This window comes from Vibrio renipiscarius (genome assembly GCF_000827885.1).
GTDB classification, from domain to species: domain Bacteria; phylum Pseudomonadota; class Gammaproteobacteria; order Enterobacterales; family Vibrionaceae; genus Vibrio; species Vibrio renipiscarius.
On sequence record NZ_JTKH01000013.1, the window covers coordinates 18,862 to 32,497 of the forward strand.

The window sequence follows — 13,636 nt, forward strand, 5'->3', positions numbered from 1 at the left end:
AAAGAATCGCTAGAATAGCGCTTCGATTTGCAAGGATGTGCACTCAGCACATCCTTTTTTTATTGCCTAAGTAAGTTGTTTGAGTAAATCATCATGAGTGAAAAATTTGACGTCGTTATTATCGGTGCCGGTGCTGCGGGATTAGTTTGTGCAGCAGAAGCGGGTAAGCGAGGTCGTAAAGTATTGGTATTAGACCATGCAAAAAAACCAGGGCGTAAAATCCTTATCTCTGGTGGTGGCCGCTGTAATTTCACCAACTACGATGTGAGTGCCAACAACTACTTATGCCGCAACCCGCACTTTGTGAAATCGGCACTATCTCAGTACACCAACTGGGATTTCATTTCGATGGTGAGCAAATACGGCATCGAATTTGAAGAGCGCGATCACGGCCAACTGTTCTGTGTTGATTCTGCAAAGCAGATCGTCAATATGCTGTTGGAAGAGTGCCAACAAGCGAAAGTACAGTTCCGTTACCAACAAGATGTGCATCAAATTGAACAAACGGAACAAGGTTTTAATTTGATGGCCAATACGACGGCGATTGAGTGCCAGTCATTGGTTGTGGCTACAGGTGGTCTGTCGATGCCAAAACTGGGCGCAACGCCATTTGGCTACAAAGTGGCGGAACAGTTTGGTTTGCCAATTATCCCTACGTCTGCAGGCTTAGTGCCATTCACTTTGCATAAGCAAGAGAAAGAAGATTTCGAAGCTCTGTCTGGCATTGCGATCCCAGCTGAAATTACCGCACAAGATGGTACGGTATTTAAAGAAGCTCTGCTGTTTACTCACCGAGGTCTATCTGGCCCGGCGGTATTGCAGATTTCGTCATTCTGGAAAGCGGGTCAGAAAGTGACGATTAATCTTGTTCCAGAAGCGGATGTTGATGAACTATTGACGGTTTCACGTGAACAACACCCGAATCAAAGTTTGAAGAATACACTGGCGCGAGTGTTACCAAAGCGCTTAGTGGAAGTGATGGTTGATCGTAAAGAGCTGGTGGATAAGCCGCTGAAACAGTTCAACGACAAAGAGCTTAAGCAGATCACCGAATACCTGGAAAACTGGCAGGTTGCACCAAACGGCACGGAAGGCTACCGCACGGCAGAAGTGACGCTTGGTGGCGTTGATACCGACCATCTTTCGTCAAAAACGATGCAGAGTAAAAATATCGACGGTTTGTATTTCATCGGTGAAGTGATGGATGTGACCGGCTGGTTAGGCGGTTATAACTTCCAGTGGTGCTGGAGCTCCGGTTTTGTGGCGGGCCAATACGCTTAACAAGTCATGCTGAAACTCTCCCATCTGGGGGAGTTTTTTTTCATTTGTAACTGGTTAAGTCATTCTACTTGTTGAATATGTTTGGGTTAGGCATAATGTTACGAGTAACATGGATGAATAAAATACCCCTATGAATCAAAACAATAAGAAAAATCGAGCCACCTTGCAGGATGTCGCGGACAAAGTTGGCGTGACTAAAATGACGGTATCGCGCTACATGCGCAATCCTGATTCAGTGGCAGAGAAAACTCGGCTTAAGATCGCCGAGGCGATCGAGCAAACCGGTTACATCGAAAACCGTGCGCCTGCGATGCTCTCGAAATCGTCGAGCAATGCGATTGGCATTTTGTTGCCATCGTTATCCAATCAGATATTTGCCTCTTTTGTGCAAGGTATTGAAACTGTAACCAAAGCCCATGGCTATGAAACCTTATTAGCGCACTTTAGTTACGATGAAACGGAAGAAGAACACAAGATTGCCTCACTGCTGTCTTATCAAGTCGATGGATTGATTTTAACGGAAAGTCACCACACTCAACGTACCCTACAAATGATCAAGAACGCGGGTATTCCGGTAGTAGAAACGATGGAATTACCGGAGAATCCGATCGATATGGCGGTGGGACTGGATCATGAAGATGCCTCCTATCATGTGGTGAAGCAGATGCTGGACTCAGGCAAAACTACCATCGCGTATTTTGGGGCGCGTCTAGATACCCGTACGAAATTGCGTATGCAAGGGTACGATCGCGCAATGCATGAAGCCGGTTACGAACCGAAGCATATTCTTACGGGGGAGCATTCAAGCTTTTCTTTAGCGGATGGCTTGTTGGAGCGAGCGCTTGAGATGTATCCGAACTTGGATGGCGTATTTTGTACTAACGATGATATTGCGATTGGTACGCTCCTCAGTGCACAGCGTCGCCAAATTCGTGTGCCTCAACAATTGGCCGTCGTGGGTTACAATGCGCTGGATATTGGCCAAACGATCAGCCCAACCTTGACCAGTGTTGATACGCCACGTTTTGAGATTGGTGAAAAGAGTGCGCAGTTATTGATTGCTCGCTTGAAAGGTGAAGCGGTAGAAGAAACCGTCGTCGATATGGGCTATCGAATCTCCCAAGGTGAAAGCGTTTAACGAATGTTGTTCGCGTGAATCAATAGGCATTAAAAAGGGCGAAGTGAGTAAACACTTCGCCCTTTGTCTTTTTCGTTTATCGACTCGAGATCGGTTAAACGATGAAGCTTGCGCCTTCTTCTGCGCTGGTCACACTTTGACGCATTACGCTAAATAAGTTACGACCCCAAGTTTGCTGTACCGCTTCGGTATCCACTTGCAGTTGCTCACGGCCGGCCATGTCAGTTAGGTTGTTTAGCTCACCCGTTTGGCAATTTAGGCTGATGATGTCGCCGTCACGAACCAAACCAATCGCACCACCACGCAGCGCTTCTGGTGATAGGTGAATGGCTGATGGGATCTTACCCGATGCGCCAGATAGACGACCATCTGTCACCAATGCCACTTTAAAGCCCGCTTTTTGGATGTTACCCAAAATAGGCATTAGCTTGTGTAGCTCAGGCATGCCGTTTGCTGCTGGGCCATTGTGAGTCACGACAACAATACAGTCTTTGTTTAGTTCGCCACGCTTATACGCCGCTTCCACTTCGTGCTGACATTGGAATACGATCGCAGGGGCTTCAACAATGCGTTGGTCTTCTTTTACCGCTGATACTTTAACAACCGAGTTGCCAAGGTTGCCTTTCAGTACACGAGTACCACCGGTTTTTTGGAATGCTTCACCAGATGCCGCAATCACTTCTGCGTCAGAACTTGCGGCGCATGGCGTCCACTCAAGCTTGCCATCTTTCAGGCTTGGTAGGCTCATTTGGCCTTCGAAGTCACCAAACACAGGAGTGACATCACGATGCAATAGGCCTGATTCGTCCAAACGACGCATGAGTGCAGGTACGCCGCCAGCTTCTTGGAAGGCGTTCATGTCTGCAGGGCCGTTTGGGTAAACACGCGCCAGTAGTGGCACGACTTCCGATAGATCGCTGAGGTCTTGCCAAGTAAGCAATAGGCCAGCTGCGCGAGCAAGCGCTAACATGTGAATCGTATGGTTCGTGCTACCGCCAGAAGCCAATAGCGCAATAATACCGTTGATTAAGCTCTTCTCGGTCATCACTTCTGACAGTGGACGGAAGTTCGCTGAACCTGCGGTCATTGAAGCAATCTTAATCGCTGCATGGTCAGTCAGTGCGTGACGAAGTTCTGAATGTGGGTGGATAAATGCGGAACCTGGCAGCATTAAGCCCATCGCTTCAAATACAAGCTGGTTGGTATTTGCGGTGCCGTAGAACGTACAAGTACCCGGAGAGTGGTAAGCACGACATTCCATATCCAGTAGCGCTTCTTTGCCTACTTGGCCTGCCGCGTATTTTTGGCGAACGTCGACTTTTTCTTCGTTGCTAATACCGGTTGCCATTAGGCCTGCAGGTACAAACGCGGTTGGTAGATGTGCGTAAGCCAATGCACCCATTAGCTGTCCTGGTGCGATTTTGTCACAGATACCCAATAGTAAGGTGGCATCAAAGACATTATGGCTCAGTGATAGCGCGGTTGATTGTGCAATCAGGTCACGAGAGAACAGTGACATATCCATGCCCGCTTGTCCTTGCGTCACGCCATCACACATTGCCGGTACGCAACCTGCAACTTGTGACGTGTGGCCGTATTCCGCCAACACTTTCTTAATTTGTTCTGGGTAGTACTGGTAAGGCTGGTGTGCGCTCAACATATCGTTGTAAGCGCTGATCATCGCGACGTTTGAATGAGTAAAGTCGAGGATGTTCTTTTTCTCAGACGAGCAAGATGCCGCTACCGCGTGTGCAAGGTTGCCACACGTTAGGCCAACACGGCCTTTACCCGCGTCAGCTTGTTGTTGAGTTCGCGCGAGGAAAGCGGCACGAGTTTCGCGACTGCGTTCAACTAAGCGTGCCGTTACGTCAAGAATTACGGAGTGAGTCATAGTACTGCCTCTTGTTGAGCAACAAGTTGTTTCGCTGCGTTGTCGACGATTTCTTCAATAGAACAGTCAATGCCAACCACGATTGTTTGTGGCTCTGCATCTGGACGTTCTAGAGTTTCAAACTGGCTGTTAACCATGTTTTCTTTCATGAAGTGACCTTGGCGCTGACGCATACGCTCCATGATTAGGTCTTTGCTACCGTCGAGGAATAGGAAGGTCACGTTCTCGTTGCCTTCGCGAATTTGGTCACGGTATTTTTTCTTTAGAGCCGAGCAAACGATAATGCCGTGCTCATTTTTGCTTTCGAGGCTGTAAGATGCATCGCGGATGCGTTCTAGCCATGGCTTACGGTCGTCGTCGTTCAATGGTTGGCCTGAAGCCATTTTTTGAATGTTTGCTCGTGGGTGAAGATCATCACCATCAATGAATTTACGTCCTAGCTTCTGCGCTAGTTGTTCACCAATTGTGCTTTTACCACAGGCGCAAACGCCCATCACGATGACACTGCTGCCAGCCATAACTTATCCTCTATAACAAATTTTGCGCGTGATCCCAATTTTGGCATTCACTTTTAAATATGGGTTTATCTTATTCGTGTTATCGGTAACATGTTACCGGTAACGTAAATAAATGTGAACCACAACACAAACTATAATTCTTAAAGGTGAACCTATGGAGCTGCTAACCCAAGCCGCTGACCCAACTTACTTATTGACGATCGCAGTCCTTGCTATTGCGGCGTTACTAGTACTGATTATTAAATTTAAAGTGCACGCGTTTGCTTCACTAACGATCGTGAGCTTACTAACTGCAATCGCAACAGGCGTTGCTTCTGAGCAAGTTGTACCAACCATGATGAGCGGCTTCGGCGGCACATTGGCATCGGTTGCACTGCTGGTTGGCCTTGGTGCGATGATCGGTAAAATCCTTGAAGTAACAGGCGGCGCGAAAGTACTGGCTGATACGTTGATTGGCCGTTTTGGTAAAGAGCGTGCACCATTTGCTCTGGGTGTTGCATCCCTTCTGTTTGGTTTTCCAATCTTCTTTGATGCAGGCCTAGTGGTTATGATGCCTATCATCCTTAGCGTGGCAGCACGTTTTGGTGGCTCACCAATCAAATACGCATTGCCTTCAGCAGGTGCGTTTGCGGTTATGCACGGTTTTGTTCCACCACACCCAGGTCCTGTTGCTGCAGCAGAATTCCTTGGCGCGAACATCGGTCTACTGCTATTCGTTGGTATTCTTGTTGCGATCCCAACTTGGTACTTCGGTGCTTACTTGTTTGGTCTGTACGCAGGTAAGAAATTCGATATCCCACTATCAAAAGCATTTTTCAATAGCGATACGGTTATTGATGAAGCGAAACTGCCTAAATTTGGCACAGTAATGGCGATTTTGGTGCTTCCAGTATTGCTTATCTGTCTAGATACGGTATTAAACACGCTAGCGGTTGCGGGTCTGATTGACGGTAAAACGGCACTGGTTGAATTCCTACGTATGCTAGGCAAAACACCAGTAGCACTACTGATCACCTTGATTGCGTGTCTAGCGATTTTCGCAAAAGACTACGGCATGGCAAAACTTGAGAAGCTATGTGGCGACTCACTAGCGCCTATCTGTGGTGTGATTCTAGTAACGGGTGCGGGCGGCATGTTCGGCGGCGTTCTACGTGCGAGCGGTATTGGTGATGCACTTGCGGGTGTTCTGACTGATACGGGTATGCCTGTGATTGTTGCAGCATTCGTTATCTCTACTTGTTTACGTGTTGCTCAAGGCTCAGCGACCGTAGCACTAACAACCACAGCAGCTCTTATTGCGCCAGTAGTGGCAGCAACAACGGGTCTGAGTGAACTGGACCTATGTTTCATCGTGATCGCGATTGCGGGCGGTGCAACGGTGCTTTCTCACTTCAATGACTCTGGTTTCTGGTTGGTTTCTCGTCTACTTGATATGGATGAGAAAACCACACTGAAGACTTGGACTGTTATGGAAACTTTACTTGGTGGTATCGCGTTTATTATCGTGGCTACACTAAGCTTTATTTTTTAGAGGTTATTCATGAAAACTCTTGAACAACGATTAAGCGAAATCAAAATCGTTCCTGTTATTGCCATCAATGATGTTGCACACGCACTGCCACTTGCAAAAGTGTTGGTAGAAAACGGCCTACCATGTGCGGAAGTGACTTTCCGTACGGAAGCGGCTGCAGAGTCTATCCGTATTATGCGTGATGCTTACCCTGAGCTATTGATTGGTGCGGGTACGGTTCTAACGACAGAACAAGTTGATATCGCGATGGATGCGGGTGTGGACTTCATTGTAAGCCCAGGTTTCAACCCAACGACAGTGAAATACTGTCAGCAACGCAACATTCAAATCGTACCGGGAGTGAATAACCCTAGTTTGGTTGAGCAAGCGATGGAAATGGGTCTACGTACCTTGAAATTCTTCCCTGCTGAGCCGTCAGGCGGTGTTGGTATGCTTAAGGCATTGACTGCGGTTTACCCAGTAAGCTTCATGCCAACCGGTGGCGTAAGCCCATCGAACGTTGAAGAGTACCTGGCAATTAAAGCTGTTGTTGCTTGTGGTGGTACTTGGATGGTTCCAACTGACATGATGGATAAAGGTGATTGGGAAGGTATCGCAGCATTGGTTCGCGAACTTAACTAATTTATTACGAATATCGTAATATCCAAAAAGAGAAAAGGGCGCTTAGGCGCCCTTTTTTATCGGATAAAATTCAATGGAAGTGGCATGTCAGGCTAGTTTGTATTGGCCGCTATTTCTTTCGTTTTGAATTTGAGCTGCTGAATCACTAAGCCCGCAATGATCAAGACCAACCCGATTAAGGTGGTTGGATGAATGCTTTCACCAATGATGGTGGCAAGCAAAATAAGAGAAATAAATGGCGAAGCGAAAATGAGGTTGCTGATGCGAGCAGTATTCTGCGTGAGCTTCAAAGCGCTAAGCCACAAAACAAAAGTGATGCCCATTTCGAACAAGCCGACATAAGTGACCGCTAACCAACCTGATGGGGTGATTTGACTCCAAGTCGCACCTTCCCAAATGCTTAAGCCAATCGCAAAGGGAATCGCGACTAAGAATCCAAGCAACACGCCCACGACAGGGTCGGCTTTGTTTTTGGTATTGAGAATCCAATAGCCAGCCCACAATAACGTCGATACCAGCGCCAGTGCTACGCCCAGAGGGCTTTCAAAGTTCAGACCTAAAATATCGCCCTTAGTGGCAATTACGATGACACCAAAGTAGCTCAACACACAGGCGACCCAGTCTTGTTTACGTATCTTCTGACCAAGGAAAAATGCCGCCATTAAGGTCAGCGTGATCGCCCAACTGTAGTTGATCGCTTGCGCTTGAGAAGCGGGCAGCAAGTCGTAGGCTTTAAACAAAATCACGTAGTAAGCCAGTGGGTTGATTAGGCCAAGCAGTAAGTAGTAACCCGGGTTAGAGGCAAACGTCGTCGATAGCGATGAAAGCTTGCCTTGTACACCGCAAATAACCAATAAAACCAGAGCTGAAACGATACTGGCAATCGTCAGCATTTGGATAGGCGAGAACTCTGCCAGCGTGAGTTTGAAGGCAGTCGCCACCGTTGACCACAGTAAAACCGCAGATAAGCCAAATCCTAGAGCGCGGCGTTCGTTCATAATATTCCTTTTATTTTAGTCGCCGAATCGGCAAAACAGTCAGCAAAAACGTACTGCGAAAATGCATTGAACGCTGTACGGGGCGCTCAGTGTATCTGCTGATTATCTAGTCGACAAACTGGACATTTATCCAGTGGTGAAATACCATTATTTTTAAGTAATAGAAAAGAGTTAACGCCTTATTATGCAATGGATTATCGAGAACCAAAGCGTGTTATTCAGTGCCCTTGGAAGTGCCGTGATCAGCGGAGCGGTCGTGGGTTGGTGGGTTAAGCAGAAATTAGGCCTTGAAGGCCAGCTACTCGAACAACAATTGCACTCGAATCAACAATTGGCGAACGCACAAATCGGCCAGTTAAAACAATCGCTTGTCGAAGCGCAGCAAGAATTAGATGAACTAGACCAAGACCGTGATAAAGCCGCCTATGAGCTCAAGCAGTCGCACGGTAAATTGATGGCCGTGATTGAAAAGTTGCGTTATTTCGATGCGGTAAAACAAGAGCGCCAGCAATACGCCGACGATCTGAATCAAGTACGTGAGCAGAAATCACTGCTGGAAGCGCAATTGCGCGAACAAGAAGCGCGCCATCAGCAAGCTCAGTTGGCTAGCCAAGAAAAATTGCAGTTGCTTGAAAAAGCCGAAGAGCGCTTAAAGCAGCAGTTCGAGCATCTGGCGAATCAATTGTTTGAAGAAAAGACCGCGAAAGTTGACCAACAGAACAAGCAGAGTTTGGAGGGACTGTTAAGCCCTCTTAAAGAACAGCTAGAAGGCTTCAAACGCCAAGTCAACGACAGCTTTAACCTTGAAGCCAAAGAGCGCCATACCTTGGTGCATGAATTGAAAAACCTACAGCGCTTGAATGAAGATATGACCCGCGAAGCGGTCAACCTGACACAGGCATTGAAAGGCGATAACAAGCAACAAGGCAACTGGGGTGAAGTGGTGTTGGCGCGCGTGTTGGCGGAATCAGGTTTACGAGAAGGGCACGAGTATCAAACTCAGGTCAGCTTGCAAAATGAAGCGGGTAAGCGTTATCAACCGGATGTGATTGTTCACTTACCCCAAGAGAAACAAGTGGTGATTGATTCAAAAATGGCGTTGGTCGCTTACGAGCGTTATTTCAATGCAGACAATGACCAAGAGAGAGCTCGTGCGCTGAGTGATCACTTATTGGCTTTGCGTGGTCATATAAAAGGACTCAGTCAAAAAGATTATCATCAGCTGAAAGGCATCCGTAGCCTCGATTATGTGTTGATGTTTATTCCGGTCGAGCCCGCATTCCAAGTGGCTATCCAAGCGGATCCGAGTTTGGTGAAAGACGCGATGGAGCAAAACATTATCCTGGTGAGTCCAACCACATTGCTGGTGGCGCTGCGCACCATTGATAACTTGTGGCGTAATGATCGCCAAAACCAAAATGCACAAATCATCGCGGAACGAGCGAGCAAGCTTTATGACAAACTGCGCTTATTTGTCGAAGATATGGAAGGTTTGGGCGGAGCGCTCGATAAGGCCAATCAAAGCTACCAAGGCGCGATGAATAAGCTCGCCACCGGGCGCGGAAATGTGATTCGCCAAGCGGAAAGCTTTAAACAGTTGGGGGTGGAAGTGAAACGTCCAATCTCAAGTAATATTACGCAATTATCGCAAGCGGAGGATGTGACAGAAAATGAATATTTGGCTGAAAATGCACCGCAGTTAGAAAGACATCCGGCTGAGGATAAAGTAAACTAATCGGCCGCAGCTCGGGTCTGTGCTGCATCGATGTAAAACCCAATCAAGACTCGATGAGTGTTGTTGGGTCATGATGCTGCACAATACGTATCAATTCTATGTATAAACCATGCGTATAAACCGTAATTCCGAGTTGCTCGAAGAGGATTAATCATGACGGATACCAACGTGCAGTCAAATACAGCGTTAGAAACACAAGAAACCACCCATTTTGGTTTTACCACCGTAGCCAAAGAAGAAAAAGTGGCCAAAGTTGCTCAAGTATTTCACTCGGTAGCGGCGAAATACGACATTATGAACGATTTAATGTCGGGTGGTGTGCATCGTTTGTGGAAGCGTTTTACCATTGATTGCAGTGGTGCGCGCCCAGGTCAACGTGTACTGGATCTTGGTGGTGGCACTGGCGATTTGACGGCAAAGTTTTCGCGTATTGTGGGTGAGAAAGGTCATGTGGTCTTAGCCGACATTAATAACTCAATGCTCAATGTTGGTCGCGATAAATTGCGCGATAGCGGCATCGTTGGCAACGTACATTATGTGCAAGCCAACGCGGAAGAATTGCCGTTCCCAGACGACTATTTTGATGTTATCACCATCAGCTTCTGCCTACGTAACGTGACCGATAAAGATAAAGCACTGCGTTCGATGTTCCGCGTGTTGAAACCGGGTGGTCGCTTATTGGTACTTGAATTCTCTAAGCCGATTCTTGACCCATTATCAAAAATTTACGATGCGTACTCGTTTCACTTGCTGCCAAAAATTGGTGAAGTCGTGGCAAACGATGCAGACAGCTATCGCTACCTAGCAGAATCGATTCGCATGCACCCAGACCAAGATACCTTACAAGGTATGATGGATGACGCGGGCTTTGAGCAAACCAACTACTACAACCTCACGGGTGGTATCGTTGCGTTGCACCGTGGTTATAAGTTCTAGAGGTCGCTATGCCATTTGATCCCTTAGTTACTGCGGTTATTGAAACCACGCTCAACACCCTGATTAAAGACGATCCGGAACTGGTTCGTCGCTTGTCACGCCTGAAAGGGCAAGTTATTCAAGTTCATCTAAAAGAAGTGAATAAAACCCTCACATTTATCTTTAGTCAGCAAATCGATGTACTGGCTAACTATGAGGGTGAGCCGGATTGCTATTTGTCGCTTAACTTGTCGGTGCTGCCTGAATTGCGTGAGCAAGCCAATATCACCAAGTTGATCAAGCAAGATAAGTTAGTTTTGGAAGGTGATATTCAGTTAGCGCAAAAATTTGCGCAACTGATGACCGATTGTAAACCGGATATCGCGGAGTGGTTGTCACGCCTTGTGGGTGATGTTGCCGCGCATTCATTAGTGAAGGGCGTGAGCCAGTTTGGTTCATTCGTTAAATCACAAGTAAGTAAGCAGCAAAGTTATGTTGGTCAAGTGATCACCGAAGAGTGGCGTTTAGCGCCCGCCCCACTTGAAGTGGCGTACTTCTGTGATCAAGTGGATGATGTGAAAAGCCAAGCGGCGCGTATTGAAGCGAAATTAAACCAATTACTGGAGCGTGTATGACACCTTCGGAGATTCGTCGCCTTTACCGAATCATCAAAGTCCAACTTGAGTACGGTCTGGATGAGCTGCTGCCCAATCATCAGTTAACCAAAGCCCCATTACTGGCCCGCAAAGCGCTATTCTGGATTAAGAATCAACATCCAGAGAAACCGCTGGGTGAGCGTTTACGTTTAGCACTGCAAGAGCTAGGTCCGGTTTGGATTAAGTTTGGTCAGATGATGTCGACGCGCCGAGATTTGTTTCCTCCGCACATTGCTGACCCGTTGGCGTTGTTGCAAGACCAAGTCGCGCCCTTTGATGGCGCGTTAGCGAAAGCGCAGATGGAAGCATCGCTAGGCGGCCCGATTGAGAATTGGTTTAGCGAATTTGATATCAAGCCTCTGGCATCTGCGTCTATTGCTCAAGTGCATACCGCTCGCCTTAAAGCGACTGGGCAGGAAATTGTTTTGAAGGTCATTCGACCTGATATTCGTCCGGTGATTGATGCAGATCTAAAACTGATGTATCGCATGGCGCGTATAGTCGCCAAGGCGCAACCGGAAGCTCGTCGTTTAAAACCGGTTGAAGTGGTGCGAGAGTATGAAAAGACTCTGCTTGATGAACTAGACTTAAGAAGAGAAGCGGCAAACGCGATTCAATTGCGTCGTAACTTTGAAGGCAGTGAAGAGTTATACGTACCGGAAGTGTTACCTGATTTCAGCAGTGAATCGCTGATGGTGTCAGAGCGAATTTACGGCATTCAAGTGTCCGATATCGAAGGTTTAAAAGCCAACGGAACGAACATGAAATTGCTGGCCGAACGCGGTGTGAGTGTTTTCTTTACCCAGGTGTTTCGCGACAGCTTCTTCCATGCAGACATGCACCCGGGCAACGTGTTTGTTGAGCCCGAGCACCCAGAGAATCCACGTTGGATTGGTTTGGATTGTGGCATTGTTGGTACATTGAACAGCGACGATAAACGTTACTTGGCGGAAAACTTTTTAGCCTTCTTTAATCGTGATTATCGCCGTGTGGCAGAATTGCATGTCGAGTCGGGTTGGGTTCCACGTGAAACCAACATTGATGAGTTTGAATTTGCTATTCGTATCGTGTGTGAGCCGATTTTTGCGAAACCGTTGTGTGAGATTTCGTTTGGTCATGTACTACTGAATCTATTTAACACTGCGCGCCGCTTCGAGATGGAAGTGCAGCCGCAACTGGTCTTGCTGCAAAAAACCTTACTCTATGTTGAAGGGTTAGGGCGTCAGCTATACCCACAGTTGGATCTGTGGGCAACAGCGAAACCTTTCCTTGAAACCTGGATGATGAATCAAGTTGGTCCGCAAGCGCTGATCAACGCTGTGAAAGATCGCGCGCCGTTTTGGGCGGAGAAATTACCTGAGCTACCAGAGTTGTTGTACGACAGCTTGCGTCAAGGTAAAGCCATGACAGAACGCATGGATCAGCTCTATCAAGGTTATCGATCTTCAAAGCGTCAACAGGCAACAGGTAAATTTTTATTTGGTGTTGGTGCCACATTAGTCGTATGCTCGGCAATAATGGTCAACAGCACTTACGAGCAATTGTCACCGATCTGCGTCATTGCAGGGGTCACATTTTGGTTGCTCAGCTGGCGGGCTTATCGTCGATAGGCGTTAAACTCATAAAATAATTTTGTTTAATAGAACCCGAGGTAAATGAAATGGGTGGTATTAGTATTTGGCAACTTCTGATTGTTGCTGTGATTGTTATCCTGCTATTCGGTACCAAGAAACTACGTAACATTGGTGGTGACTTAGGTAGTGCTGTTAAAGGCTTTAAAAAGGCCATGAGCGACGAAGAAGCTTCTCAAGATAAGAAAGATGCGGATTTCGAGCCTAAAAATTTAGAGCAGCAGCAAAAGACAGAAGCGACTGCTGAAACTAAGAAAGACAAAGAGCAGGCATAATACGTGTTTGATATCGGTTTTTGGGAACTGGTATTAATATCTGTTGTTGCTCTTGTTGTATTGGGCCCTGAACGTTTGCCACATGCGATTCGAAGCGTTTCACGTTTTGTGTCGCAAGCCAAAACCATGGCAAACAGCGTGAAAGATGAAATCTCTCATGAGCTAAAGGTACAAGAACTGCAAGAGAACTTGCGTAAAGCCGAAAAAATGGGGATGGAAGATCTGTCTCCAGAATTGAAGTCTTCCGTTGAAGAACTCAAGAAAGCGGCGCAAGAGGTGCAACGTCCCTACGCTCAAAAAGCGGCAGAGACAGAGACGGTAGTGAACAGTGACACTAAGCCACTGACAAGCCAGTCTAGTGCACCGGCAGATAAGAAAGCCGAGTAGCCTTTAAGTGAGGAGCTGCATGTGACGTGCGGCTCCTTTTTGATCTTCTAGAATGAGGT

The 13,636-nt window shown here is 47.1% G+C and carries 13 protein-coding genes; 10 read left to right on the forward strand and 3 right to left on the reverse strand.

Annotated elements, in window-relative coordinates; genetic code table 11:
* Positions 1-93 precede the first annotated feature (93 nt).
* Both OJ16_RS09355 and OJ16_RS09360 read left to right on the forward strand, forming a co-directional pair.
* Positions 94-1,281, forward strand: coding sequence for a BaiN/RdsA family NAD(P)/FAD-dependent oxidoreductase (locus OJ16_RS09355; RefSeq protein WP_040989739.1), 1,188 nt, complete (start codon positions 94-96; stop codon positions 1,279-1,281).
* A gap of 130 nt (positions 1,282-1,411) precedes the next feature.
* Positions 1,412-2,419 carry a LacI family DNA-binding transcriptional regulator gene (locus OJ16_RS09360; protein ID WP_040989741.1) on the forward strand — a complete coding sequence of 336 codons (1,008 nt, stop codon included), beginning with the start codon at positions 1,412-1,414 and terminating at the stop codon, positions 2,417-2,419.
* 94 nt (positions 2,420-2,513) lie between these two features.
* On the opposite strand, the gene edd is transcribed toward OJ16_RS09360, so the two are convergent.
* On the reverse strand, positions 2,514-4,310 hold the full coding sequence (gene edd / locus OJ16_RS09365) for a phosphogluconate dehydratase (protein ID WP_040989744.1): 1,797 nt from the start codon (positions 4,308-4,310) through the stop codon (positions 2,514-2,516).
* Entirely contained in the window at positions 4,307-4,828 is a 522-nt protein-coding gene (locus tag OJ16_RS09370; protein ID WP_040989746.1) for a gluconokinase, read from the reverse strand. The genes edd and OJ16_RS09370 overlap by 4 nt, the downstream gene beginning before the upstream one ends.
* Positions 4,829-4,982: 154 nt before the next feature.
* On the opposite strand from OJ16_RS09370, the gene OJ16_RS09375 reads away from it, so the two are divergent.
* Together OJ16_RS09375 and OJ16_RS09380 are read left to right on the forward strand one after the other, a co-directional pair.
* On the forward strand, positions 4,983-6,359 hold the full coding sequence (locus OJ16_RS09375; protein WP_040989748.1) for a GntP family permease: 1,377 nt from the start codon (positions 4,983-4,985) through the stop codon (positions 6,357-6,359).
* A 9-nt stretch (positions 6,360-6,368) separates the two neighbouring features.
* A complete protein-coding gene (locus OJ16_RS09380; RefSeq protein ID WP_040989750.1) occupies positions 6,369-6,980 on the forward strand; it encodes a bifunctional 4-hydroxy-2-oxoglutarate aldolase/2-dehydro-3-deoxy-phosphogluconate aldolase in 612 nt (203 codons plus the stop codon).
* A gap of 92 nt (positions 6,981-7,072) precedes the next feature.
* Here the strand turns inward: OJ16_RS09380 and OJ16_RS09385 are convergent, their stop codons facing one another.
* The gene (locus tag OJ16_RS09385) at positions 7,073-7,978 is read right to left on the reverse strand and encodes a DMT family transporter (protein WP_040989752.1); all 906 of its coding nucleotides are present in this window, start codon (positions 7,976-7,978) and stop codon (positions 7,073-7,075) included.
* 184 nt (positions 7,979-8,162) lie between these two features.
* On the opposite strand from OJ16_RS09385, the gene rmuC reads away from it, so the two are divergent.
* The 6 genes from rmuC (at position 8,163) to tatB (ending at position 13,577) form a co-directional block, all read left to right on the forward strand.
* The gene (gene rmuC / locus OJ16_RS09390) at positions 8,163-9,713 is read left to right on the forward strand and encodes a DNA recombination protein RmuC (protein ID WP_040989754.1); all 1,551 of its coding nucleotides are present in this window, start codon (positions 8,163-8,165) and stop codon (positions 9,711-9,713) included.
* A gap of 153 nt (positions 9,714-9,866) precedes the next feature.
* Positions 9,867-10,649 (forward strand): bifunctional demethylmenaquinone methyltransferase/2-methoxy-6-polyprenyl-1,4-benzoquinol methylase UbiE, encoded by a 783-nt coding sequence (gene ubiE / locus OJ16_RS09395; RefSeq protein WP_040989756.1) that lies wholly within the window; start codon positions 9,867-9,869, stop codon positions 10,647-10,649.
* An 8-nt stretch (positions 10,650-10,657) separates the two neighbouring features.
* Complete coding sequence (locus OJ16_RS09400; RefSeq protein WP_040989758.1) at positions 10,658-11,263, forward strand: ubiquinone biosynthesis accessory factor UbiJ; 606 nt, start codon at positions 10,658-10,660, stop codon at positions 11,261-11,263.
* A complete protein-coding gene (gene ubiB / locus OJ16_RS09405) occupies positions 11,260-12,894 on the forward strand; it encodes a ubiquinone biosynthesis regulatory protein kinase UbiB (protein WP_040989760.1) in 1,635 nt (544 codons plus the stop codon). Before OJ16_RS09400 ends, ubiB begins: the two co-directional genes overlap by 4 nt.
* Before the next feature lie 50 nt (positions 12,895-12,944).
* A complete protein-coding gene (tatA, locus tag OJ16_RS09410; protein WP_040989761.1) occupies positions 12,945-13,190 on the forward strand; it encodes a Sec-independent protein translocase subunit TatA in 246 nt (81 codons plus the stop codon).
* A gap of 3 nt (positions 13,191-13,193) precedes the next feature.
* On the forward strand, positions 13,194-13,577 hold the full coding sequence (gene tatB, locus OJ16_RS09415) for a Sec-independent protein translocase protein TatB (protein WP_040989763.1): 384 nt from the start codon (positions 13,194-13,196) through the stop codon (positions 13,575-13,577).
* Positions 13,578-13,636 lie beyond the last annotated feature (59 nt).

What these genes read in the sequence shown, in the direction of transcription:
- OJ16_RS09355 (WP_040989739.1), top strand. Translation starts at nt 94, where the DNA reads ATGAGTGAAAAATTTGACGTCGTTATTATCGGTGCCGGTGCTGCGGGA.
- OJ16_RS09360 (WP_040989741.1), top strand. Translation starts at nt 1,412, where the DNA reads ATGAATCAAAACAATAAGAAAAATCGAGCCACCTTGCAGGATGTCGCG.
- edd (WP_040989744.1), bottom strand. Translation starts at nt 4,310, where the DNA reads ATGACTCACTCCGTAATTCTTGACGTAACGGCACGCTTAGTTGAACGC.
- OJ16_RS09370 (WP_040989746.1), bottom strand. Translation starts at nt 4,828, where the DNA reads ATGGCTGGCAGCAGTGTCATCGTGATGGGCGTTTGCGCCTGTGGTAAA.
- OJ16_RS09375 (WP_040989748.1), top strand. Translation starts at nt 4,983, where the DNA reads ATGGAGCTGCTAACCCAAGCCGCTGACCCAACTTACTTATTGACGATC.
- OJ16_RS09380 (WP_040989750.1), top strand. Translation starts at nt 6,369, where the DNA reads ATGAAAACTCTTGAACAACGATTAAGCGAAATCAAAATCGTTCCTGTT.
- OJ16_RS09385 (WP_040989752.1), bottom strand. Translation starts at nt 7,978, where the DNA reads ATGAACGAACGCCGCGCTCTAGGATTTGGCTTATCTGCGGTTTTACTG.
- rmuC (WP_040989754.1), top strand. Translation starts at nt 8,163, where the DNA reads ATGCAATGGATTATCGAGAACCAAAGCGTGTTATTCAGTGCCCTTGGA.
- ubiE (WP_040989756.1), top strand. Translation starts at nt 9,867, where the DNA reads ATGACGGATACCAACGTGCAGTCAAATACAGCGTTAGAAACACAAGAA.
- OJ16_RS09400 (WP_040989758.1), top strand. Translation starts at nt 10,658, where the DNA reads ATGCCATTTGATCCCTTAGTTACTGCGGTTATTGAAACCACGCTCAAC.
- ubiB (WP_040989760.1), top strand. Translation starts at nt 11,260, where the DNA reads ATGACACCTTCGGAGATTCGTCGCCTTTACCGAATCATCAAAGTCCAA.
- tatA (WP_040989761.1), top strand. Translation starts at nt 12,945, where the DNA reads ATGGGTGGTATTAGTATTTGGCAACTTCTGATTGTTGCTGTGATTGTT.